Here is a 23,495-nt window from a genome sequence, read left to right on the forward strand (position 1 = left end):
TCGCTTAAGCTTGGTTGATAATGGTTCGTATTATCAATAAATTTACGCTGACTTTCAAATTTAGCTTATTGAATCTGCGCGCATTTTGGTGATTAGCTCTAAAGTGTCTTATATTTTAGACGCTTACCTAACGCTAGGTAATGCTTGTATGAGTGAAGATTAATTTTCGATTAAGAATGTTCATACTGATTCTATGGCCATTTAATGCACTGAGTTTATTGGTTATCTTGTCTAATTAAGGGTGAATTGGATAGGAGTATAATTTGAAGCGCCGCAAATGGTTTCCGTATTTTTGTATGATGACTCTGGTCGCAGTGTTTGGTGGAGCGAAGTTCTACGATAACTGGCAGAAACAGCGAGTAGAAGACAGGGAGCAAATCACCCAGCGTCAATTGGATAACACATTGGCGTCAACGCGTGAATCGTTTCAGTTTCCTATGCCAAGTTCAGGGGTTATTCAAGACTATGGCGAATTCGGAAAAGTGCCTAAGTTTGCAAACTCTTATCATTCGGCTATCGATTACTACGCGTTACCGGGTGATCCTGTTTACGCAGTGGCTGATGGCAATGTCTATTTTGTCGGTGAAGAAGAGGCGTATGGTGGATTGATTATTATCGATCATCCCCAAAACGGTTTGTATTCTTTATATGGTCACGTATCGAAGCGTCGTTGGCTTATTGATAGTCCGACAGTTAAAAAGGGTCAATTGATCGGCTATATTGCGGATATTGATGAAGGTTATGGTATCGGGAGTGTTCCTCACCTTCATTTTACGATGAGAATTGGCAGCCCTGACGACTATCCAGAATATGGTAAAGGAAACTGGATGACGGGTTACACCGATAAGCACCCAGCGTTCTACGATTTTATTGACCCAGCTAAGTTTATTTCTCAGTCTAAGCAGCGTGTTAGTGATTGACGAGGCAAAGCTTAAATGGAATCTCCAATTGCTGAAAGTGTTTTATCCAGCGGTATTGGTTATCTTGCAGTTTATCGCCCGGGCCTTTTACTTCAATCCATTCAAACCGTTGGTCTTTAAATGCAATTAGATCGGGCATACCAGAGCGATACAGTTTTAAGTCACCGGTGAGTACCTCAAATAGGGCAATTAACTGATGACGAGGAATGGTGTGAATTGCTTGCTGAAGCAACTCTTTGCTAAATATAGACCAGTGTACAAAAGGGTTGCTGATACCATATTTCTTGTCATACACATCAACTAGATAGCTTAAATCCTCATGCTGCAAGCGCCGTAAGCAAGCTTGGTAGCTATCCATTCTTTGCTGAACAAAATCGTTGTGATACAAATCGAACGGCCGATGTTGAAAAGGGTTGATGAACGCTCCTTCGATTGGAGCGAATATCATTGGCCAGAATGCTAATCCGAATAATCCAGTTAACAGGGCATTTTCACTATAGAAAACCCGCCAGCCCTGTTGCTCTAGATGTTGTTGAACTACGAGTTCGACTCTATTCTGGCTCAAATCCAACTCAAGCTGAAAAGTGTTAGAGGTAGGCTTTTTCGCGCGCGGTACTTTATGGCCCAGTTTACGTTGTAATCGTTGTTCTAGCTTATTTGCTATTTCTAATTCACTGACATCATAGGGTGAATTACTCATTTCAGTGACAATGTCACGTAACGATTCTAAGTCATCGAGTTTATCAAAAATACGAGCTCGCCTTTCTCTACTTGGTGGTAGCTGTGTTTGACTAAACAACGGCAACGCGATGCTCCATTGCTCTAGTCTTTCGAAATCTCTCGCGATCTCGTTGATAAGCCGACCCCGCTTGCGCTCAATGCGCGGATGCTCGATTGATTCTGGTAACCGTTTTGCGAGTTCATGCAGTTGCGCGATATTTTTCCTATCTGATTGATAAAACTGACTCTCGAGATGGCTTAACGTGATCAGCAGGTCAAGTTGTTCACGGGTTTGAAAGTAACGGGTCTTTTTACTCAGTGGGTATTGTTCGAAGGTATGTAGGCCAAGATCATCGAGCACAAACTGGCTTAAATCTTGATGGGTATTGGCAAAAAAGAGCGTGAGGAGAACATCAAGCATCTCACTACGTTCAAGCCTTATTAATCGGAAACTGAGCAGATGATGTTGTTCAAATATCTTGTTTGATAGCTGAGCGATGGCATCTGATTTAGCGCTGGATCTAGCAATCGTAGGATAGAGCGCGATGATTTCGCTTTTTAGCAGTATCTCAGCCACTAATTGATGACTGATTTTTGGGTTAATCGAAATTAACGTTTGCTGCGCCAGTTCATCTAATGCCGCCGATATTGAGGCAATTTCGGCATAGTTGAGTTTGTCTGTACGAAACAGCTCTCCTTTGCGACTGTAAAGGCGTACTAACAGACATTGGGCATCTTTGCTGAGCTGGCCGAACTGTTCAAGCCACCCAAGCTCGTCTTCTCTTAGAAGATCGTGATACTGGCTTTGAGCATGTTCGATAAGTTTGCAGAAGTTATCGAGATAGTAGTCGGCAGGTAGGTCTATTTTCATCGCATGTAAAACAAAAAAGGCTTAACCATAGGTTAAGCCTTTTGAGATTCAATTGGTAGCAAGCTGATTATGCGTTTGCTTTAAGCTCTGCTGTTTTTGCTTCTTTCACAGGTTTTGTCACAAGAGCAAGAACAATACATACCGCCATCATAGCAGCTGAAATTGTGTACGCTAGGCCGTAACCTTCACTGTTTGTTGTTGAGAAGCCAACCACAGCAGCGCCGATAGCGCCACCGATGCCCCATGCAGTGTAAAGCACGCCGTAGTTAGTACCGTAGTTTTTCAGGCCGTAGAACTCAGCAGTTAGAGTAGGGAATACAGCAAGTAGAGTACCGTAACCAACAGCTGCAATCGCAGTACCGATGATTAGAGTGAATTCTGAATCGAACGTTGCAAATAGAGCCATGTTGATGCCTTGCAGCACGAACGCTAGAAGTAGAGTGCGCACACCGCCGATTTTGTCCGCTAGCATACCAGCAGCAACACGGCCGCCAGAGTTGAAGATTGCTAGGATAGATGCTAGGTAAACCGCATTCGGAAGGCTCGCTTGAACACTTGCGATAGTCGTGATGTTACCGATGATCATTAGACCAACAGATGCTGCGAATGCGTACATGATCCATAGCGAGTAGAACTGTGGCGTTTTCAGCATGGTTTTCCAGCTGATATCCGCAGACTTTTTAACGGCCTTAGGAGCTTGGCCTTCTTTTACTTTAGGCTCAGCAGGCGTGTAGTCTGCTGGTGGATTGTTGATGGTTGCAGCTAGTGGAACCGCAATCGCTAGGATACCTACACCCAACACCAAGAAGCTAGTTTGGATGCCCATGCTATCGATAAGCGCTGAAGTTACCGGTGCTAAGTAAATAGCAGCAAGACCGAAGCCCGCAGCGATAAGGCCATTTACCATACCTTTCTTAGAAGGGTGGAACCATTTCATCGCTGATGGAGAAAGACATGCGTAACCAAAACCGATACCAGCACCTGTAATTACACCGAAAGTGATGTTTAGCATCATTGGAGTGTTAACAAAGCCTGAAGCGATCATGCCTAGACCAGTAAGAACGGTACCAAGAATAAGGATCAGACGAGGCCCCATACGGTCTTGAAGAATACCCGCAACAAGAAGACAGATAGAGAATGTGATAGTTGCTGTTGCGTAAGGTGCTGATGCTTCTGCCGCTGACCAGCCAGACTCAGTTACTAGCGCTTTGTTAAATACACTCCAAGCATACAGGATGCCAAGACAAAGGTTGATACAGAATCCTGCTAGCAGGATACGCATTGCTTTATCAATCTTGCTCATTTTCTTTCTCGTTTGTCCTCTTTATATACCGCCTAAGTGGGCTAAAAGAGGTGGGTTAAACATTCGATTTATTAAAAATTAGTTTGCGTTTATCAACATAAAGCGCAATGGGCGCGAATTATAACCAATATAAATGTGATTGGAATCTCTTTTTCGTTATATCTTAAAAATAAATTTGTATGTTAAACGCTTGTTGTTAAAAGCTCTGCTGAGTAAGTAGGCAATGCGTTAACAAAGTAGTGTGGATGGAAATTTCAAATGTTGACATCGGAGAGAAAACTTGAGCTCAAAACTGCTGCTTAAATAATGAGCAAGCGCTTGTTTCGTCGAAACTTTTACTTAGTTAGTTTTTTGTCAATTAGCTTGGCAATATCTTCTCTATATCTGAACTGAGGAGTAGCATGCGCGCCAAATTTTTATTAAAGGAACAAAAAATGAAATTAAGCGCAGTGAAATTAGCCGTAGTTGCGGGTTTAGGTATGACAACACTAACAGGTTGTATGGGTCAGATGGCGACGACGGGTTTGGTTTCTAAATTCAACCTAGAAATCGTTGATAACCGTTACGGCCGTGAAGGTATGTTCTTATTGTTGTCTCCGGTGTACGGCCTAGCGGGTACCGCTGACCTTTTCATCTTTAACGCTATTGAGTTTTGGACTGGTAAAAACCCTATTACAGGCAAATCTCCGGCAGTCGTAGATACTCCGACTAAAAACTACATTAAAGTAAACGACCAATTAGACTCTTCTCTCACTGAAGTTCCTCTTGCTGCGAACAGTGATATTGAGAAAGCGACGATTGAGCAAATCAATGACACTACGCTTGAAATGCACGTTACTTACCTAGATGGTAAAACACAGACTCTACGTGGCGAAAAAGAAGCGGACTCAGTTGCATTTTACGTTGAGGGTGATCTCATTACTCGCGTATCAAATCAAGAGTTAACTGATTACATCGCCGCTGCGTCACTGTAATTAGTTACCAGTTCGGCTAAATAGCTCCTGATAAGTCAGGGGCTGTTTAGTAGATTTGATTTTGAGCTTAGATTAAAGTCGATATGCAACTGGTTTGTTTGTGTTTCTTTATGCATACAGAGTGTGAAGTGGCTCTTATAAATGTGTTTAGATAGATATCGACCGCTGAAAATAGACTATACAAGTTAGTTATATTTATATAATTAGCGCCATTTTTTTAAAATGGTAATTTTGGTTTTCGAGGTCGGTTGTGTTACGCGTAATATGGATTTTGCTCGTCATTGTTAGTTGTCAGGCTTTTTCCGCATCCGAGCCTCGTGACACCCTAGTTGTCACTAATTCCAAAGCATGGAAGCCATTCTCCTTCATTAACGATCAAGGCCAGCCTTCTGGCCTTCTTGTCGACTATTGGCAAGAGTATGGTCGCGTCAACAACATTGATATTCAGTTTCTGCTTGTAGATTGGAGCGCGTCATTAAAAGCCGTTAAAGACGGCGAGGCTGATGTACATGCCGGGTTACTCTGGTCTTTAGATAGGGATAAGTATCTCGATTATAGCTCCCCCATTATCACTATCGACACGCAGCTATTTGTTAATCACACCTTGATCGGAATGGAGGTTGCTGAGTTTCTTTCTGGTGAACATCCTTATGTTGTTGGAGTGGTCAGTAGTGGTTATGAGCAAGAATTTACGCAGAAAAACTTCCCTCAACTTAAGCTACAAGCGTTTGCAAATAATGCAGACATGATAGAAGCCGCTTTTGACGGCAAAATACAAGCCTTCGTAGCGGACTTACAAGTCGCCAATTTCTACCTTCATAGCCCAAAAGCCGCCAAGTTATTTACAGGTGTTTATCACATGTATTCGGGAATCCTTCGTCCCGCCGTTCAGCAGAATGACAGTAAGCAATTATTAGCTCTATCAAAGGGCATGAACAAAATTTCCGAAGAAGAAAAACAGCGAATTTTTGGCCGATGGATGTACATCGAAACAGTTTACCCAACCTTTTTAGGACCTCTCTTAGCCTTGGTATTTGTATTGGTTATCATTACTTATCTGGTCGTTTTAAAGATGACAGTTAAGGCAAAGACGCGGCAATTAGAACAGGCGAACAGTGAGCTTAAGTATTTATCTGAAACCGATCCCTTAACGGGTTTGAGTAATCGTCGTCATTTCTATCAGGAGTTTAGCGCACGAGTTAGTGGGAAAAGCTCGGTCGGCATTTTGTTGTTTGATATTGATGACTTCAAGCACATCAACGACAACTATGGCCATCAAGTAGGTGATGTGGTTATACAGCAAGTGGGGAAGGTGATTGCCGAGCTTTCGGAATCAAAAGATCTTGTCGGTAGAGTAGGCGGCGAAGAGTTTGCCATTGTTATCAATAAGCTTAGCTATCAATCTGTCGCCGAGCGTGCGCAAGCGGTATGCGAGTCGATTCGTCACTTGCAGTTGTCAGATGATGGCGAACTCAAGGTAACGGTCAGCTTAGGCTGTGCTTACTACCCACATGGTAGCGAAGAGATCTGCCTATCTGATGCAGATGGCTTAATGTATCAGGCTAAAGCGCAAGGTAAAGATAGAGTTGTGAGCCATTATTTCGAAAGCTCGGTAAAAGCAAAACAAATACAGTTTTCATGATTGTGATGTTAAAAACAGCATAATGGTGAAACAGACAGCAGTTGAACAGCAAGAGACTAAAAATTACTTTTCTTTTCAGGATATTGTGGCATATTGGTTGTGCTCACCAAGACAAAGCGTACTTCGTATAATGGCTATTACCTCAGCCTTCCAAGCTGATGATACGGGTTCGATTCCCGTAGTACGCTCCAAGCCCTCAAACTTTATACTTCATTCCAAAGCAATCACACAACACTTCTTGTATCGAGATTTCGCGCGATAGCGGTCTATGCTTCTGACACACTTTGATAAACCCCAAAGCGTGATGTCTTTTAGACTTTACGGTGAATGAAGAATTAAAACTGTCCTGTTCGACATCGTACAATTCATCAGTCCCAACTGATGGACAATTCACAAAGACAATCTGCTAGTATCAATCACTAAACATTGATTTAAATTGGCATCAACGATGTAAGTCTCTTTTCCCATAAACGACACAGACTGGGTTTTTCTAAGCTAACTTCGTGCGATTAGCACCGCTTAACGGGTTTGGGAGTTTGGCTTGTGATTTGGGGGAAATAGCGAAAGGGGATGTTACTTTGTTTGCATCTTCCCCGTGACGATTTGGATTTCCATTCTGGGGAGAATGTGTCTTTTCTCCCCTATGCCCCAAAGGCCTGCTTTGAGCATAACGGCATTAGCCACTACTTTTCATACAATAGTTTATAGCCCCAAAGAGTATGAAATGCTCGTGATTTGACCTTGCGAATTGGTTTTGACGACATACCCAGAGAGATCGTCAAAAAACTCCTCAGTGATTAAAGCCCATCCTTGGTCAGTTTTGGTTGCTTTGGTTTGAAATCCTGAATCCATCATGTTTTGAGATCTGAATAAGTCGTTAATCGCTTCAAGAAGCTCGTCAGCTTGCTGTTGGTTTGTGATTCGTAAGTTAGGTTTGAGGCAGTTAGTCAGGTCAGGTAGCGGCTCGTCTGTGGTTGGATAAGTGAGTAACGCTTCTTGCCCATTGTTTGAGTAGAAAATATGGCTACCTACGCTAGTTTCTCCGGTAGGATCTTTGATCACCGGGGTCGCGGAGTAAAATTGACATTGAAACGTATGTCTTAGTGCCATTGAGTTGATTTGGTGGGTCTCAACTTCAAACCACTGTTTTACGATATTGTTTATTTTATCTTGGGAGTCTTGAGCGTGAGCTGAAGGGAGTAAGCTGAGTGAAATCGTGAGCAAGATGGAATTTTTCAATTGGTATTCCTTGGAATAGATAGTTCGTACGATAAGGCGACGATGTCGCCTTAAATTAGAGCGTTGTATTAAAAGTTGTATTGAGCGCCGAAGTTGATAGAGGCAATATTTGTGTCTTTCACTTCAGTGACTTCATAGAAGGTACTAAACGCCAAACCACCAAGTTGGAGGCCGACACCCGCGCCAGCCACATAGCTTGTTTCACTACCGGATTCAGCACCTAGAGAAATAGGGCCATTTAGAGCATTGGCGGAAGCTGTTGCGATATCGTATGAAACTTGCGCTAAGCCTAGCTTTCCACCAAGGTAAAAATGTTCGCCAAGATAGTATTTTGGCACTGCATTTACGGAGAAATAGGCGGTTTCAATGCCGTATACCGACACGTTGCTGCCATTGGTTTTAGAAGCAACGATCAATCCTAGATCTTGAAACTCGGCTTCTAAGCCAACAGTAAATTGAGGGCTGATAGAAAAGTCGTAACCGGCTTTGAAGCCAACGCCATCTTCTGTTTTATCTACATTGTCGTGGCTGAATTTGTTGAGTGAGTATGAAGTATCTGCGTAGTCAATTCCGATATAAAATCCTTCGTTTGCAACGGATGGGGATGCAGTGAAAATCAAAGCAATAGCTAGGAAAGTTTTCTTCATAATGATTCCTTGGGTAATTTATATAACTGCTGAATGCAAAACGATGATATGAATTGACGTAAATCTGTCTAGATTTGCTATGGAAGGCTTCATATTTATGTAAGCGAATTTTATGGAAATCTTAAGCCGCCATTTACAAAGAAAGAATAGAATAAGCCTGTATTAAAAGGCTTTTCATAAAAACAAACGGGAGTTGACTTTAGTATTATGCCAAATATGTCTGGTTTTTTTGCAAACTCGTCGTTTTGTAAGGACCTGTAAGGAGTGAGGGTAATAGTTAAAACATCGTGTTGCCGTTAGAATCAACGCGAATTTCTATAGAGCATATTGGATATGTTCCTCGTTACCTATACAAGCTGTTGGTTAAATAAAAATGCGTACTATTTCTCGACCACGTTCGATGTTTACTTGCTTATATTTAGAAAGCCTTGTGGGCCTCATTATCGCTTTATTGGCGTTTGTTGTCTTAAGTAAGCAGTTTATAGAGGAAAATGAGATAGAACGTTTTGTTCAACAAGGACAGAATCAAATAGACCACCTTATTCAGCAGTCTGATCCTACGAGCAATCTTATTAGTTATTCTAACCTTCAGTCGATGGGCTATCGAGTTACGCTGCTAGATGGTTTTGAAGAGTTAGTGAGGTATTGTAAGTCTTGTGTTCTAATTAGTCGCACAGAAGGAGTAAATGTATTCCGTACGCCACAAAATATGTTAGCGGGGGTGTACCTAATTCCGGGTTCAAATCAACAGTTATTGCTCGAGCAGACGATTCGATTTGAAAGCAGTGATAGCCTTGCTGTCCACCTCTCTTTTCCATTGTTTATAACCATGAGTATCGCACTTGGTTTCTTGCTTTATCTACCGCTTTATCGAGTTAACAAACGTATTAATCGATTAATTGCGACTCAAGAAAAATTCGGAATGGGCGAATTATCGGCAAGGTCTGAAATTTACGATATATCGCCAGTTAAAGAGCTCGCCACTAGTTTTAATAATATGGCTCAAGATATTGAACAGCGCGTAAAGCAGAACCAAATATTTTATCATGCTATTCCTCACGAAATCAGAACTCCGTTAAGCCGTATTCAGATGGCAGTTGATTTATTAAGGCGAGGTGATACAAAAGAAAAGCCCGCATTATTCAATCAGGTTGATAAATATATAATGGATATCGCTGATCTAACGACAGACATTTTAAAGCTAGCCCATTTGACAGATAGGAAGTGTGAAGGTGAGGGATGTTCTAAGCAAATGGTGGACCTATTTGCTTTGTGTGATGAAAGAGTGCAGCGTTCGGCATCCAATTGTCACGCTGAAATATGCATAGATATTCCGCATAGTAATTATGTCGTTGAAGTGACCCCAGCATTAGCCAAATTAGTCTTAGACAATTTACTCAAAAATGCAGATAAATATGGCCGTAGTAAAGTGAAAGTGTCCATTAATCAATATGATTGTTGTTTGACCATTGATATCGAAGATGATGGCAATGGGATTCCGGAAAATAAACGGCAAGATATATTTATTGCCTTTGCGCGGCTTGATCAAAGCCGAGCCTCGCATACCGGAGGATTTGGCTTAGGTTTAGCGATTGCAAACAGTGCTGCAAAGCATTTAGGTTGGGTTTTGTCGGTAGACGATAGTTCATTAGGCGGAGCGAGGTTTACTGTGATGATTCCTAAATCTTAGTGGGTCAATTTGTATATAGTTTCGACAAAGCAGTAGAAACTAAAAAGTTGAGTTAACTAGTAGCTTGGAAAGTTGAGCGAATAAGAGATGTTTTCTATCGATCCATTGTGCGCGGTTTTAACTTTGTAGCCGCTTAGCTTACCAAGTTGATGAAATAAAATAATAATTTATTGATGTCAGGTATGTCAGACTTTATGATTCGATTTTAATTTTTCTTTATCAATGACGCATTAAATGATTTGCGGATTGCGTTGAAGAGTGAAGCCTTAGGTTTAGCAACATTCTTAATTTAGACGGCTTTATTTTTAACGCTTTTTATCAGTAGGCAGCATTCATGGCAGACATGGACTTTCAGCAATACTCACAGTCGCAACCGGTTAAAATTAAAAACCACGTGGCGCTCATCGGCTATTCTATTACCGCCATCTCACTATTTATGAATTTCATCTCGTTTGAAATTCATGGCTATTCTCACTCCATGACGGGAAGTGACCTGTTTGACTTGCACCTCGTTTACCTAAGCGCTTTGGTGGCAGGGCTATCGTTGGCCGGTTTTGGAGCGCCTAAATGGCTAGCTAAAGGCTACACAGTCGCACTGTTAAGCTATCTGTATTATCAGTTATATCAAGTGATGTTATACCCAAATCCTTTTGAAGACTTTACCAACCCTGATAGCGTTCAAATCGTCGATTCGGTTCAAGTGGGGTTGAGCTATATTAATATGTTGAGTCTCGGCGGTTGGTTAGCGTTAGTTGGCGTATTGCTGCTGCACTTGTTTTTATTTATGCCGTATAAAGAATCAAAAGACAGTTAAAGTAAAAGGCTCAGCAATGCTGAGCCTTTTTGTTGAATGGGTGAGAGTGCTGAACTCTTAGGCTGTTTTAAACTGGCTGACGGTTTTGTCCATCTCTGTCGCTTCACTGGATACTTTATCGACTTCGTGTAAACAGTGGTGAGCAGATTGGGTATTGCTATCAGAGATGGTGTTGAGTTCAGTAATGGAATCGCTAACTTGTGCCATCACAGCGCCTTGCTCTTCGATTGCAGATGCAATGCGTTCAGAGTTCGCTTGAATCGCGTGCATGTCATTTAAAATCTGCTGCAGACTTCGGTCAAGTTGATCAGAGCCTGTCAGCGTGTGACGCCCTTGTTCAGTACATTGGTCGATATCACTGATTACAGTACTCATTTGTGATTGGATTGACGTTACCACATTGGTGATTTCAGTGGTCGATTGATGTGTTCGACTTGCCAATGCACGTACTTCGTCTGCAACGACGGCAAATCCACGGCCTTGTTCGCCAGCACGAGCTGCTTCAATCGCTGCGTTTAGCGCCAGTAGGTTGGTTTGTTCAGCAATCTCTTGAATGATGTTTACAGCATCCCCAATCTTATCGACGTGATGGTTTAACGAAGTGATGGATTGTTGGCTATTCGCCAGTCTCTCAGAAAGTTGGCTAATGTTATCAACGGTTTCTACAACAACTTGGCGGCCCTTCTCTGCATTGTTTGATGCTTGGTTCACGCCTTCAGCGGCGACTGAAGTACTTTCAGAGATCTCGCTGATTGTCGATACCATCTCCTGCACCGATGTTGCCATGCTCGTCGTGTGATCCGCTTGAACTTGGAACTGACTAATGACGGTTTCGAGTTCATTATGCATGCGTGTTGTGCTGTGAGAAAGCTGATTTGATTTACTCTGAGTGCTAGAAAGGAGTTCAGAAAGTTTATCTAAAAGCTGATTAAAGTATTGACCTAGATTGGCTAACTCATCCTTGCCGTTGACCTGTGCGCGCAGAGATACGTCGTTTGTATCGACAATGTCACGAATCACGTGAAGTAGAGCATCAATCTTAGCGGTGATAGAGCGAACGATTTGCGCCACAAACGCCAAAATGACAATCAAGGTAATCACCACTACCGTGTGCTTTATAGTCGCTAAACTTGATAGCGCCGCTTCAGTCTCTGATGCGAGTGCTGACGAAAATGACTTAAATTGCTCTTCAATGGTGTGAGATGCTTGGCGCGTTTCACCTAATAGACCTTGGTTGTACTTCAATCCGATGATCTGTTTCTGTGCTATTACAGCGCGAGATGGCGCGAGTAAGATGTTTGCGTCAGCAGGGAGTAGTGCAGTGTCTAACGTTCCATGCTGAACTTTGTCATCAAAAGCGATGAGTTTGACTAACTCATCCGCTTCGAGTGTCTGTTTTACTTGATATAAGGCTTGATTGTAGTCACCCAACAGACCGCTCTTCTCATCCAAGCCCAGTTTTTGAAATGCGTTAACTAGAGCAACAAACGATTGTTGGTAGGTGGTAATATCAGAGCGAAGTTGATCGCTAGTCGGTAGCTTTCGTTGCTCTAATATTGGTGATAATTCGTTTTCTAACGATTTAAACGTATCGATATTAGCGCTAAATTTGTCGAGATATTTCAGATCTGCACGCAGTAGGAAATCTTTTTCATTACGGCGTAAGTTAAGCAGCCTAACTTCAAGCTCTTTGGTGAGTTGATTCGCTGCATTTAGCTGGTTAGTGGTTTGCGCAAATTGAGTGCTGGCCAATAAAATAGAGGCAATGCCTAACACCGCTACGGTGCCCAGTAAGTAGAGTTTGGTCTTTATCTTCATAAAAATATCCGGCGAATTTACATTGTGCGTTTATAGTTATTCTAATTTATAAAATTATCAGAATAACTATCGACAAGTACAACGTTATCTTTAACTAATTCTCAGAAGTGGACAGCATATGCAGCAGAATTTCGAGCAATACCGCGGATTTATCTTTGATATGGATGGCACCTTGCTTGATACCATGCCAGCACATCTAAAAGCATGGCAAATAACAGCAAATGAGTTTGGGTTCCCTTTTGAAATCAATTGGTTACATGCTCTCGGAGGGATGCCGAGTAAAAAAATAGTGGCTGAGATAAACCGCGTTTATGGTCTCGATTTAGCACCAGAAACTGTTTCTCAGTTCAAGATGAAGACGTTTGCGGAAAATTCTAATGATATATCTGTCATTGAAGTTACCGATCAAGTGTTACAGAAATATTACAATCAGAAGGCGATAGCCATAGGCACCGGTAGCCAACGAGAAAGCGCACAAAGGCTACTCACTCAAACGGGACTGATCGATAAAATTGATGTGATTGTTGCCGCTAATGATGTGATTTGGCATAAGCCAGAACCTGATACCTTTTTATTGGCGGCTAAGCGTTTGAACGTAGAGCCAGAGCAATGTGTGGTGTTTGAAGACACCTTGCTAGGGTTACAAGCCGCTCATGCAGCAGGAATGGGTTGCTATCTTGTGGTAGGAAACACGCTAGAGTTTCATAAAAAAAGCCCAAACCAATAGGGTGGTTTGGACTTTTTACAACCTAGTGTTTAGTCGAGCAATTCACCGCTTTGCTGTGCTTGCTTTACTAATGCCTGACGTTGAGCTTCCTTATCTGAAATTAACTTGCTTTCCTTTTCGGTATTTAGTTCCTCAATCATTGGAACAAAAACAAAGTACTTATTAATTGTCATGGTAGAACCTCAATTTATCACTCACCTTTTTAGGGGCGGCCAATACTATAGGGTATTGGCCTGTATTGCTAGGTTTTGAATGTTAGTCGATGAGTTGCTATGCCACATCATCCACTATTGGTAAATTGTAGGCGTAGATCACGGTATTATTAGGGGATGGATACGGTAAAGGCAGGGCTAAATGAGCTTGCCTCCATGCGTCTGTCGATACTGTCTTGGTGTCATCCCTTTATATTGCTTAAACAGTCGGTTGAAATTCGCTTGGTTACGGTAACCGACACTTTCTGCTATCAATGCGATAGGGCGAGAACTGTTAGTCAGCATTTGGGCAGCTCGGCTAAGACGCAGTTTTTTCAGGTATTGGCTAAAGCTTTCATTGAAATGAAGGTCGAATAGACGGTGCACGCTGCTTTCACTACAACATAACTCGTTTGAGACATCAGCAAGTGTAATCGCTTGTTGATAATGAGCATCAAGATAGTTGATAAGCTTGTCGATCTTTTCTGCGTTATCAGGTTGTGGTTCCGTGTGCATCGGGTGAGAAAAAGTAAGTAGCCCGCGAGGGTTCTTATCGGCAGCCAGTACAGCAAGCACTTGGATTAATTTAGCTAACTGATTGATGGTATCGTCGAATGATAGTGGCTGCTCTAACACCTTGATCAATTTATCCGCGGCTTGCTGAGAAAACTCTAAGCCATATTCTGCCCGCTTAAACAAGTCTTCGAGTTTGCGAAGTTCGCTACAGCTGAACATCATGCTGGAGAGCCATTCTTTTTTTATCCATACCACATGACGCTGAGCGCGATGAGGCTGCTGTGATTCATTGAATGTAAACGAATGAGGAGTGTTTGGGCCAATGAGCCAGAGGGTGTTGTGTGAGAAAGCTTGTTCCAGATGCCCAATCGAGCCAATACCATCACAGTGGCGGTATAGTACCAGTTCATACTCATGATGATAGTGCCACTCACAAAATGACATATCGCCGATGATCGCTTTATATCGCCACGAACTACCATGCCTTTGTGGTACTTTTTCTAAATTAGCATTATCCATAAGCGTGATTCCTTCACCGATAGCCATCAATCCATGAAGAAATAGTACTAGAATGGTTGAATTATGCCAGTTGGTGACGTAAAAGTATTATTATTAGACGGGCGAATATTATTACTTTTTTATAAAAAGAGTAAGCTCATAAGTGCTTTATTAAGATTGGAAGCGAGTTTTTAGCTTTCCCCTATAGGTGCGAATTCCTTTCAATTCGGTAGTGCAGGACTTAGTCACTCCGGTATTATCGACGCAAATAAAAAGCCGATTTGATTAATCAAATCGGCTTTGTCAGTTATAGTCTCAAGGCATGTTAGGCCTTAATTCTACTTTTCCTCGATTTCTTGTGGTGTTTTACGCAGTTTGGCTGTAATTGCGTATAGGCAAGGCACAATAAATAGAACAACTGGAACTGAAAATAATAGACCGTAGCCTAATGTCAGCGCCATTGGCCCCATGTTTACGTCTGCGCCACCAATGCCATAAGCAAGAGGTAACAGACCGACCACTGTGGTGGCAGAAGTTAACACAATTGGTCGTAAGCGCAGTGTTGCAGCCTCTATTACCGCTTGGGTGACATCTCGCCCTTTGTCTCTCAGTTCGTTAATCCGAGCAATCAGCACCAGTGAGTTGTTCACTACAACCCCTGACATACCTAGTGCACCGACTAATGCGAACAAAGAGATAGGCTGCATGTGTAAGAACAGGGCGGTTAACGATGCGACTAATGCGAACGGAATGACTGAAATGACCAGCAGTGGCTGAACTAAAGAGCTGAACATGATCGCCAGTACAAAGTAGATGCCTAAAATCGCAGCAGGGAAGGCAACAACAATACCACCTAACGTTTCTTCAGTCGCTTCAACTTCACCACCAATATCGAGCATGACATCAGGGCTAATGTTATCTTTTACTGCTTCCCATAGCTCTTCGGTAATCGCATCTGGGTCTAGGCCGCTACCGTCAACTTGCGCTGTTACCAACACAGTGCGGTCACCGTTGAAGTGCAGCACAATACGCTCCGCTTGAGTGTAGCGTACATGAGCTAAGCGGCTTAGAGGTACTTGAGTACCGTCAGCGGTGTAGATCTTGGTGTTACGCAGTTCATCAAGGTTACGATATTGCTCGGTCAAGATGACTCGTAAACCGACTTCTTCATCACCAATCCAAGTGCTTGTTACTTTTTCGCCATCAAAAGCAACGCGCAGAGTAGTCGCTAAGTCATCAACGGTTAGGCCATAACGAGCAAGCCATACATATTGAGGGATGATCTCAAGTTGTTGGTCTTTTAGCTCTTCGTTATTGGTCACATTGCTGAGACCAGGATATTGTTCAAGCCATTCTTCAACCACTTTAACTGCTTGGTCACGAGATTCTTGGTTTTGACCAATTACGCGTACTTCAACAGGCTCACCCGGAGGCGCACCACCCGCATCTACAGTAAATTTGATGAATGGAACAGCGGTGATGTTAGCCAGTTGACTGCGAAGGTCTTCTGCGATCACGTCGGCTGTTCTGTCGCGATCTTCTGCGTTGGTTAAGTTGATAAGACCCGTACTTACCGGTGTAGAGTAGGTCATCTCATAGCTCAATAACTCAGACTCAGGCAATGCGCTGATTGCTTGTTCTACTTGGCTATGTGCTTCACGTACTTTATCCATTGGGGTGCCCGGTTGTACCTCGGTATAAACCTCAATGTATTTAGCCGCTTGAGCAGGGAAGAAGTCGAGACGCAATGTTGCGACCAAAGCACCACCAGCGATAAGTGCGCCTAAAGAAATGGCAACCACTTTAAACTTATGACTGACGGCTTTAGTAAGAACACGTTCATAACACTCAGTTAAGCGGTCGAATACTTTTGCTGTTTTGGTTTTTGGCTTTGGTTTTTTCAATGAATCCGCTAAGTGGGCTGGCAGCGTAACCGTACACTCAAACCATGAGAAGGTCAGCGCCATAATTACCGTCACTGGGATTACCGCGATTTCCATACCAAGTTCTCCGGGAATAAAGAACATCGGAATGAATACCAGTACCGTTGTGGTCAAACTAGCTAATACCGGTTTGTACACGTTCATTGTACCGTTAATTGCGGCATCTAGAGGTGATGCACCATTTTCTCTTTCGCGGTAGATACTTTCAGCAATGATGACTGAGTCATCGACGATGATACCAATCACAAGCAGTAGCGCAGACAAGGTAATTGCATCCAATGTCATGCCTAACCCTGGTATGAGCGCGAGCGCACCAAAAATACAGAATGGAATCGAAACGGCTACCCAAAAAGCAACTTGGCGTTGTAATACCAAACCAAGCACGATCAAGACTAAAATCAGACCAATACCACCGTTGCTAGCAACGATAGTGAACTTCTCAGCCATATCTTTCGCTAGGTTGATTGAAGTATGAAACTCAAATTTTCCAGCGTGCTTTTCGCGTTCAGCGTCAAGGGTTTCCAGCACGGCACTGATGGCTGTGCGTACGTCCGCATTTGCTGTTTTAGTGATGTTGAACAAGATTGCTTGTTCGTTATTGATCATGCCGTATTCAGTGGCCTTTTCGAAGCCGTCTGATACTTTCGCAATGTCTCTGATGCGAACTAAGCCACCATCAGGGAGTACACGAATAATGGTTTCTTCTAACTCTTTCGCATTGTTGATTTGGGTAAGCGTGACAAGACGGTGTTCAGACTTCCAAGACTCAACCACACCACCAGACATAGATAGGTTGCGGCTGTTAATCGTGGTCATTACATCGTCGAATGTCAGGTTATAACGGCTAACCTTTTTTGGATCGACTTCAATCCAAAATTCACGTTCACGAAAACCAGACATGGTCGCTGTACCAATACCGGGAATCGCTTTAATGCGTTTTTCCAATTGGCGAGCGTAACGCTGCAGGTCAGCATAGGTACCTGTTGTCGTGACACCAAATCGTAACACTTCGAAAGATGAGGTACTTTCTTGTAAAACCAGTGGGGGATCGGAAATGTCTTTTGGCAAACCGCTGACTCGGTCAACCGCTTGTTGAATTTTACGTACCACGTCTGCGATGTCTGCGGTTTCGTCTACTTCAAGCAAGATAAGTGACGTACCTTCGGTAGATTCAGAGGTCATCTCACGGATGTTCTGAACGCCGCGCAGTTCTTTCTCAATCTTATTGGTAATATTGAGCTCAATATCTTGAGGCGATGCCCCCGGATAGTGGGTAATGATCTCAACTTCTGGGAAGGCAACCTCAGGGTCTTCTTGCATCTTAATAATGGTCAGCGAGGCAAGGCCGATAGCAAAAACCATAATGGTTATCACTCTGGCTAAAAAGCCTCGAGCGGCAAAGTAGCTAATGATGTTTCTCATTACTTACCTCTCTAGTTTACGGTTGTTGCGTGAAGAGACATACCCGGTTTGATAATGTGGTCCGAGTTAGTAATTTCAACATCAACAGGGTAGGCAAGAAGGTTCTTATCTAAGTTGATACCAATGCGTTTGATTTTGCTGTTGAACTTGTTTTCTGGGGCGGTATCGCTCCAAATTGTCAGATCTTGTCCGACAGAAAGCTCGGCTAAATCGTGTTCACTCGCCAAAAAGCGCACGATGATGTTGTCGACACTCGCTACGTTGTAGAGCAGATTCCCTTTCTCTACCCATGAGCCATGTTCAACATTTTTGCTTACGATGAAGCCATTGATTTGTGAGTCGATTTTGGTGTGGGCTAAGTTGTCTTTTGCTTGCTCTAGATCGATTTGCGCAAGCTGAAGGTTTGCTTTAGCTGATTGGTAATCAGCAAATGAAATGTCGAGATCGTGCTGTGATAGACTCTTCTTAGCGCGCAGCTCTTTGTAACGATTGTACACACTCTTCTTCACTTTAAGATCCGCTTGAGCAAGCTGAAGGTTCGCCACTTGACGACGTACCTCAAGTTCAAAATCACTTTGCTCTAAAGCCACAAGTTGCTGACCTGTTTTAACCGGTTCACCAATTTGTAATGGTTGGCTGTCAACCACGCCGCTCACTTGAGCAACGATATCTTGTGACTGTTGTGCTGTCGCGTGACCGATAAGATCCACCGCTGAAGCGTAACCACTGGGTAAGGTTAGTGCCACCACCGCAGATAACGTTGTTAGTCCTTTCATTTTATATTCTCCGGATACAATTTCGTTATCTTTAGACTAATATAGCGAGCGTGAATATTTTGTATACTAGATTGCGTTCTGAAACTATATGGCTGATAGAACTAGCAAAAGTGGAAATTTAACTGCTGTAGTGGCGTTTTGTAGAAGATTAATTTGTAAGGGCTCAGGACGAGCCCTTACGAAAAAATAGAGGTTAAGTATGGATGCTGATGCGAGAGGTTAGTTTTTTAGCAGAGTTGGCCAGTTTGCATCACCTTTTGCGATGTTTCCGCTAATGTCTTGTTGCCAAGTTTGCTTAACGGATTGGCTGTAGTTGAGATATAGTTTTCCATCGACAATGTTCCATGCCTCAGGATCGATTTTAGCTGTATAACCTTTACTGACTGCCCAAGCGCAATAACCGCCATATTGAGGGGCATATTGAGTGGGATTCGCGACAAACAAATCAAGATGTTGTTTGGATGAGAAGCGCCAATCTGCGCCGTTCCAGCGGTAGGTGTAATCTCTATCGCCTTTGACAGCTGCATTTTCCGTAAAGTAGGCCACGGGGTCATAGCCTTTAATCGCATTTCCGAAAAAGTCACTATAAACCGGCTCAAGTGCAAAAGCGGAAGTTAGACTCCCTAACCAGAGTGTGAGGAACAAAGTCAATTTTGTCAGTATATTCATACTTGTTCTCCTTATTTACTCTTAGTATAGATAGGGAAAGAGAGAAGAAAATTTCACAAACTGTTAAGTAGTTGCCAAACAAAAAGGCGCTCATATGAGCGCCTTTAGTGTTTATCTGGGTGACAGATTAAACGTCGTATGTCGTAGACGCAGTATTACCGCCAGTACCTGTCCAGTTAGTGTGGAAGAACTCACCACGTGGACGGTCAGTACGCTCGTAAGTGTGAGCACCGAAGTAGTCACGTTGAGCTTGAAGTAGGTTGGCTGGTAAACGTGCGGTTGTGTAACCGTCTAGGAAAGATAGCGCAGAAATCGTACATGGCATTGGGATGCCAGACTCTAGAGATTTCGCTGCTACTTTACGCCATGCCGTTAGGCTGCTTTGTAGAATGTTTTTGAAGTATTCATCAGAACCTAAGAACGCGATGTCTGGGTTTGCTTCGTATGCATCACGGATGTTGCCTAGGAATGCGCTGCGGATGATACAACCACCACGCCACATTAGCGCTACGTTACCGTAGTTTAGATCCCAGCCGTTCTCGTTAGACGCTTCGCGCATTAGCATGAAGCCTTGAGCGTAAGAGATGATCTTAGAAGCTAATAGCGCTTGGCGTAGTGCATCAACCCACTCTTGCTTGTCGCCTTCAACAGGTGTGATTGTTTTCTCAAACAGAGCTTCTGCCTCTACACGTTGGTCTTTTAGTGCAGATAGACAACGAGAGAATACAGATTCAGAGATAAGCGTTAGTGGAATACCTAGGTCTAGAGCGTTGATACCTGTCCATTTACCTGTGCCTTTTTGACCAGCAGTGTCTAGGATCTTTTCAACCAGAGCTTCACCATCTTCATCTTTGTAGCCAAGGATGTCAGCAGTGATCTCAACAAGGTAGCTGTCTAGCTCTGTCTTGTTCCAATCAGCAAATACAGCTTGCATCTCATCAGCAGACATACCAAGACCATCTTTCATGAACTGGTAAGCTTCAGTGATTAGCTGCATGTCACCGTATTCGATGCCGTTGTGTACCATTTTAACGAAGTGGCCTGCTCCGTCATTACCAACCCAATCACAACATGGTTCGCCAGCGTCAGTTTTTGCTGCAATACCTTGGAAGATCGGCTTAACGGCTTCCCAAGCTTCTGGTGCGCCACCTGGCATGATTGATGGGCCAAAACGAGCGCCTTCTTCGCCACCAGAAACACCAGTACCAATGAAGTGAATACCTTTCTCACGTAGAGCAGCAACGCGGCGGTTAGTGTCTGGGTAGTTAGTGTTACCACCATCAATGATGATGTCACCTTTGTCTAGCAGAGGAGTTAGTGCTTCAATGAACTTGTCGACAACTTCACCAGCACGAACCATAAGCATCACTTTACGTGGTGCTTCTAGCTTTTCAACCAGCTCTTCTAGCGAGTATGCGCCGATGATGTTTGTGCCTTTTGCTGGACCCTCTAGGAACTCGTCTACTTTCGCAGCAGTACGGTTGTGAGCAACAACAGTGAAGCCATTGTCGTTCATGTTTAGGATAAGGTTTTGACCCATTACTGCTAGGCCAATTACACCGATATCACCTTTCATTGTTTCTCTCCAATTATTCTAAAAGACGCTCGCGTTACGCGATTTTTTCTGCTGCGTCTGAATCTAAGTACCACTCAGTCTCACCAGTTTTAGACTGGATTTTTGCTGCTGGGTAAGGCAGCTCATTCGCCGGAGTAGTATGAATTTCGTGTACGATTTCAACCTTGCCAGCGCCAAGCACTAGGTAGCTGATTCGTTTTGCGGCTTCTAAAACTTTCGCGGTTTTAGACACGCGGATTTGGCCAGACTCAGGGTGAGAAGCTAATACCGATAGGTTCTCATCATTGTAGTCTGTCTGGCCTGGGAATAGGGAAGCGGTATGACCGTCAGCGCCTACACCTAATAGAATCCAGTCAAAAACAGGTGTCCCGTTCTCACAAGGGATGACGTCGGCCATCTCTTTCGCGAAACGTTCTGCTTCTGTTTGTGGGTCATCTTCACCACGAATACGGTGGATGTTCTCAGCTGGAAGATTTACTTGGCTAAATAGCAGCGCGTTCGCTTCACCGTAGTTGCTTTCTGCATCGTCTGGTGCGACACAACGCTCATCACCCCACCAGAAGTGAAGATTTTGCCATTGGATAGACTCTGCGTATGGCGCACTTGCTAATAGTTTAAATAGCATCTTAGGTGTGCTGCCGCCCGAAAGTGAAATATGCACAGGGCGATTTAGCTCGCTGAATACTTTCAAATCGTTGGCAAGGCTTTCCACTACTTGGTCAGCAGTTTGGAAGATCTTATGGTTGATCATAGTTCGCAGTAATCCGTGTCTGTTAGGTTCTTACAAGGGAAGCGCCAAGCGCGGCCATCTCGTTGTAGTAAGTCGTCCGATTCTTTAGGACCCCAAGTACCACATGCGTATCCGAATAGGGCTTGCGGATCTTGTTTGAAGTCTAGAATGGGTTGGACATACTTCCAGCATGCTTCAACCGCATCGGTACGAGCAAATAGAGTAGCATCACCATTTAAAGCATCAAGTAGAAGACGCTCATAAGCCGTAAGCATTTGCGTTTCTTGTAGCGAAGCGTAGTGGAAATTCATCTTCACTTCTTTAGCGTTGAAGCCTGCGCCCGGTTCTTTCAAACCAAAGCTCATTTGAATACCTTCATCTGGCTGAATACGGATGATGAGCTTGTTCTCAGGTGCGTTTTGACCAAACACTGGGTGTGGCGTCTGTTTGAAGTGGATAACCACCTCAGTAACGCGAGTCGGTAAGCGTTTACCTGTACGTACATAGAATGGTACGCCATTCCAACGCCAGTTATTGATATGCGCTTTCAGGCCAATGTATGTTTCGGTGCGTGAGTCATCGGCAACGCCGTTTTCTTCACGGTAGCCAATCAGTTGTTCACCACGAACGTCAGAAGCGGTGTACTGACCAAGCACGAGATCGTTGCGTAGGTCTTCTTCCTCTAGCGGTTTAAGGCATTGCAGCACTTTTACTACTTCGTCACGCATAGAGTCGGCATTAATCTGTGCTGGTGGCTCCATACCGACCATGGCAAGTACTTGCAATAGATGGTTTTGGAACATATCGCGCACAGCGCCAGAGCCATCGTAGTAGCCGCCGCGTTCTTCAACGCCTAAGAACTCTGCACCAGTAATTTCAACATATTCGATGTAATTGCGGTTCCACAACGGCTCGAACATGGCGTTAGAGAAACGGAACACCAATAAGTTTTGTACAGTTTCTTTACCTAGGTAATGGTCAATACGATAGATTTGGTGCTCTTGGAAGTGCTCGTGGATTTCTTTATCTAACGTACGTGCTGATTCAAGGTCATAGCCAAATGGTTTTTCGATGATCAGGCGTTTCCAACCATCCTCTTCGTTGTTCAGACCATGCGCGGCTAGGCTCGCTGGAATCACGCTGTACAAACTAGGTGGTGTCGCTAGATAGAACAGGGTGTTACGCTGTTCAAATTGGTACTGATCTGCAAGTTGGTCTAAACGGTCAGCCAGTTTGCTGTAGTTCTCAGTATCAGAGGTATTAATCGCTTGGTAGTGCAAATGGTTAATAAATGCATCTAGGGTTGCGGGTTCAGTTTTCTCCATCTCTTGGAGAGAGCGTTTTAGCTTGTCGCGATACGAGTCATCGCTGTATTCAGTTCGACTTACACCCAAAATGGCGAAGTTTTCAGGAAGCTGCTTGTTCGCGTAGAGGTGGTATAAAGCGGGGATCAACTTACGGTAGGTTAAGTCGCCCGAAGCACCAAAAATAACGATGCTGCTGTTTTCTGGAATTACCATCATCTTTCCCTTAAAACGAGGTAGTAATTGCGTGCCTAGGTTTGGCATTCTAATCATTATGTTAGGAAACAAACCTATCAACGACACCTCAAAATAGATAATCGCTCGTGCCTATTTAAACGATAGGCAAAACCGAATTGTTGTTGAGAACAATCTCAATACGGCGCGGTATTGTCCCTGACAATTTGATTCACATCAACTGCCAAGGACGCAATCGGTTAATTTATAGCACGTTTTTTTCTACTATCTGGTTGCATCAGTGGTTGAATGATAGAAAAACCTTTCAAAT

19 protein-coding genes and 1 tRNA gene are annotated in these 23,495 nt (G+C 43.4%); 7 read left to right on the forward strand and 13 right to left on the reverse strand.

The window, feature by feature from the left end:
* The first annotated feature begins 263 nt into the window (after window positions 1-263).
* Complete coding sequence (locus OH461_RS07345) at window positions 264-920, forward strand: M23 family metallopeptidase (RefSeq protein ID WP_270019984.1); 657 nt, start codon at window positions 264-266, stop codon at window positions 918-920.
* Here OH461_RS07345 and OH461_RS07350 read toward each other — a convergent pair.
* Together OH461_RS07350 and OH461_RS07355 are read right to left on the reverse strand one after the other, a co-directional pair.
* Window positions 910-2,511 carry a VRR-NUC domain-containing protein gene (locus OH461_RS07350; protein WP_270019985.1) on the reverse strand — a complete coding sequence of 534 codons (1,602 nt, stop codon included), beginning with the start codon at window positions 2,509-2,511 and terminating at the stop codon, window positions 910-912. The genes OH461_RS07345 and OH461_RS07350 overlap by 11 nt on opposite strands.
* A gap of 67 nt (window positions 2,512-2,578) precedes the next feature.
* Window positions 2,579-3,814 (reverse strand): L-lactate MFS transporter, encoded by a 1,236-nt coding sequence (locus OH461_RS07355; protein ID WP_270019986.1) that lies wholly within the window; start codon window positions 3,812-3,814, stop codon window positions 2,579-2,581.
* A gap of 434 nt (window positions 3,815-4,248) precedes the next feature.
* Here OH461_RS07355 and OH461_RS07360 point away from each other — a divergent pair, with 434 nt between their 5' ends.
* The 3 genes from OH461_RS07360 to OH461_RS07370 all read left to right on the forward strand — a co-directional run bounded on the left by OH461_RS07360 (window position 4,249) and on the right by OH461_RS07370 (window position 6,621).
* Window positions 4,249-4,788: a DUF3332 domain-containing protein gene (locus tag OH461_RS07360; protein ID WP_270019987.1), complete on the forward strand. Its 540-nt coding sequence runs from the start codon at window positions 4,249-4,251 to the stop codon at window positions 4,786-4,788.
* 250 nt (window positions 4,789-5,038) lie between these two features.
* Entirely contained in the window at window positions 5,039-6,430 is a 1,392-nt protein-coding gene (locus tag OH461_RS07365) for a transporter substrate-binding domain-containing diguanylate cyclase (protein ID WP_270019988.1), read from the forward strand.
* Window positions 6,431-6,546: 116 nt separating this feature from the next.
* Window positions 6,547-6,621, forward strand: a tRNA-Gly gene (locus OH461_RS07370).
* 511 nt (window positions 6,622-7,132) lie between these two features.
* On the opposite strand, the gene OH461_RS07375 is transcribed toward OH461_RS07370, so the two are convergent.
* Both OH461_RS07375 and OH461_RS07380 read right to left on the reverse strand, forming a co-directional pair.
* Complete coding sequence (locus tag OH461_RS07375) at window positions 7,133-7,669, reverse strand: hypothetical protein (RefSeq protein ID WP_270019989.1); 537 nt, start codon at window positions 7,667-7,669, stop codon at window positions 7,133-7,135.
* 68 nt (window positions 7,670-7,737) lie between these two features.
* The gene (locus OH461_RS07380) at window positions 7,738-8,316 is read right to left on the reverse strand and encodes an outer membrane protein (protein ID WP_270019990.1); all 579 of its coding nucleotides are present in this window, start codon (window positions 8,314-8,316) and stop codon (window positions 7,738-7,740) included.
* A 373-nt stretch (window positions 8,317-8,689) separates the two neighbouring features.
* Here OH461_RS07380 and OH461_RS07385 point away from each other — a divergent pair, with 373 nt between their 5' ends.
* Together OH461_RS07385 and OH461_RS07390 are read left to right on the forward strand one after the other, a co-directional pair.
* Entirely contained in the window at window positions 8,690-10,006 is a 1,317-nt protein-coding gene (locus OH461_RS07385; RefSeq protein WP_270019991.1) for an ATP-binding protein, read from the forward strand.
* A gap of 334 nt (window positions 10,007-10,340) precedes the next feature.
* A complete protein-coding gene (locus OH461_RS07390; protein ID WP_270019992.1) occupies window positions 10,341-10,820 on the forward strand; it encodes a hypothetical protein in 480 nt (159 codons plus the stop codon).
* Window positions 10,821-10,877: 57 nt separating this feature from the next.
* Here OH461_RS07390 and OH461_RS07395 read toward each other — a convergent pair whose 3' ends face one another.
* A complete protein-coding gene (locus OH461_RS07395) occupies window positions 10,878-12,638 on the reverse strand; it encodes a methyl-accepting chemotaxis protein (protein WP_270019993.1) in 1,761 nt (586 codons plus the stop codon).
* A gap of 118 nt (window positions 12,639-12,756) precedes the next feature.
* Here OH461_RS07395 and OH461_RS07400 point away from each other — a divergent pair, with 118 nt between their 5' ends.
* A complete protein-coding gene (locus OH461_RS07400) occupies window positions 12,757-13,365 on the forward strand; it encodes a beta-phosphoglucomutase family hydrolase (protein WP_270019994.1) in 609 nt (202 codons plus the stop codon).
* A gap of 29 nt (window positions 13,366-13,394) precedes the next feature.
* On the opposite strand, the gene OH461_RS07405 is transcribed toward OH461_RS07400, so the two are convergent.
* From OH461_RS07405 to zwf, 8 genes are all read right to left on the reverse strand, one after another.
* Window positions 13,395-13,538: a hypothetical protein gene (locus tag OH461_RS07405; RefSeq protein ID WP_270019995.1), complete on the reverse strand. Its 144-nt coding sequence runs from the start codon at window positions 13,536-13,538 to the stop codon at window positions 13,395-13,397.
* A gap of 177 nt (window positions 13,539-13,715) precedes the next feature.
* Window positions 13,716-14,591 carry an AraC family transcriptional regulator gene (locus OH461_RS07410; RefSeq protein WP_270019996.1) on the reverse strand — a complete coding sequence of 292 codons (876 nt, stop codon included), beginning with the start codon at window positions 14,589-14,591 and terminating at the stop codon, window positions 13,716-13,718.
* A 317-nt stretch (window positions 14,592-14,908) separates the two neighbouring features.
* Window positions 14,909-17,935, reverse strand: a complete 3,027-nt coding sequence (locus tag OH461_RS07415) for an efflux RND transporter permease subunit (RefSeq protein WP_270019997.1) — start codon at window positions 17,933-17,935, stop codon at window positions 14,909-14,911.
* 11 nt (window positions 17,936-17,946) lie between these two features.
* The gene (locus tag OH461_RS07420; protein WP_270019998.1) at window positions 17,947-18,711 is read right to left on the reverse strand and encodes an efflux RND transporter periplasmic adaptor subunit; all 765 of its coding nucleotides are present in this window, start codon (window positions 18,709-18,711) and stop codon (window positions 17,947-17,949) included.
* A 219-nt stretch (window positions 18,712-18,930) separates the two neighbouring features.
* Window positions 18,931-19,380 (reverse strand): YHS domain-containing (seleno)protein, encoded by a 450-nt coding sequence (locus OH461_RS07425; protein ID WP_270019999.1) that lies wholly within the window; start codon window positions 19,378-19,380, stop codon window positions 18,931-18,933.
* A 127-nt stretch (window positions 19,381-19,507) separates the two neighbouring features.
* Complete coding sequence (gene gnd / locus OH461_RS07430) at window positions 19,508-20,956, reverse strand: decarboxylating NADP(+)-dependent phosphogluconate dehydrogenase (protein ID WP_270020000.1); 1,449 nt, start codon at window positions 20,954-20,956, stop codon at window positions 19,508-19,510.
* A 34-nt stretch (window positions 20,957-20,990) separates the two neighbouring features.
* Complete coding sequence (pgl, locus tag OH461_RS07435; RefSeq protein WP_270020001.1) at window positions 20,991-21,707, reverse strand: 6-phosphogluconolactonase; 717 nt, start codon at window positions 21,705-21,707, stop codon at window positions 20,991-20,993.
* On the reverse strand, window positions 21,704-23,206 hold the full coding sequence (zwf, locus tag OH461_RS07440) for a glucose-6-phosphate dehydrogenase (protein WP_270020287.1): 1,503 nt from the start codon (window positions 23,204-23,206) through the stop codon (window positions 21,704-21,706). Before zwf ends, pgl begins: the two co-directional genes overlap by 4 nt.
* Between the last annotated feature and the right edge of the window lie 289 nt (window positions 23,207-23,495).

Origin of the sequence: Vibrio sp. LaRot3 (genome assembly GCF_027587025.1) — a bacterium.
Lineage (GTDB): Bacteria > Pseudomonadota > Gammaproteobacteria > Enterobacterales > Vibrionaceae > Vibrio.

What these genes read in the sequence shown, in the direction of transcription:
- OH461_RS07415 (WP_270019997.1), bottom strand. Translation starts at nt 17,935, where the DNA reads ATGAGAAACATCATTAGCTACTTTGCCGCTCGAGGCTTTTTAGCCAGA.
- OH461_RS07360 (WP_270019987.1), top strand. Translation starts at nt 4,249, where the DNA reads ATGAAATTAAGCGCAGTGAAATTAGCCGTAGTTGCGGGTTTAGGTATG.
- OH461_RS07390 (WP_270019992.1), top strand. Translation starts at nt 10,341, where the DNA reads ATGGCAGACATGGACTTTCAGCAATACTCACAGTCGCAACCGGTTAAA.
- zwf (WP_270020287.1), bottom strand. Translation starts at nt 23,206, where the DNA reads ATGGTAATTCCAGAAAACAGCAGCATCGTTATTTTTGGTGCTTCGGGC.
- OH461_RS07400 (WP_270019994.1), top strand. Translation starts at nt 12,757, where the DNA reads ATGCAGCAGAATTTCGAGCAATACCGCGGATTTATCTTTGATATGGAT.
- OH461_RS07395 (WP_270019993.1), bottom strand. Translation starts at nt 12,638, where the DNA reads ATGAAGATAAAGACCAAACTCTACTTACTGGGCACCGTAGCGGTGTTA.
- pgl (WP_270020001.1), bottom strand. Translation starts at nt 21,707, where the DNA reads ATGATCAACCATAAGATCTTCCAAACTGCTGACCAAGTAGTGGAAAGC.
- OH461_RS07410 (WP_270019996.1), bottom strand. Translation starts at nt 14,591, where the DNA reads ATGGATAATGCTAATTTAGAAAAAGTACCACAAAGGCATGGTAGTTCG.
- OH461_RS07425 (WP_270019999.1), bottom strand. Translation starts at nt 19,380, where the DNA reads ATGAATATACTGACAAAATTGACTTTGTTCCTCACACTCTGGTTAGGG.
- gnd (WP_270020000.1), bottom strand. Translation starts at nt 20,956, where the DNA reads ATGAAAGGTGATATCGGTGTAATTGGCCTAGCAGTAATGGGTCAAAAC.
- OH461_RS07350 (WP_270019985.1), bottom strand. Translation starts at nt 2,511, where the DNA reads ATGAAAATAGACCTACCTGCCGACTACTATCTCGATAACTTCTGCAAA.
- OH461_RS07385 (WP_270019991.1), top strand. Translation starts at nt 8,690, where the DNA reads ATGCGTACTATTTCTCGACCACGTTCGATGTTTACTTGCTTATATTTA.
- OH461_RS07405 (WP_270019995.1), bottom strand. Translation starts at nt 13,538, where the DNA reads ATGACAATTAATAAGTACTTTGTTTTTGTTCCAATGATTGAGGAACTA.
- OH461_RS07355 (WP_270019986.1), bottom strand. Translation starts at nt 3,814, where the DNA reads ATGAGCAAGATTGATAAAGCAATGCGTATCCTGCTAGCAGGATTCTGT.
- OH461_RS07380 (WP_270019990.1), bottom strand. Translation starts at nt 8,316, where the DNA reads ATGAAGAAAACTTTCCTAGCTATTGCTTTGATTTTCACTGCATCCCCA.
- OH461_RS07420 (WP_270019998.1), bottom strand. Translation starts at nt 18,711, where the DNA reads ATGAAAGGACTAACAACGTTATCTGCGGTGGTGGCACTAACCTTACCC.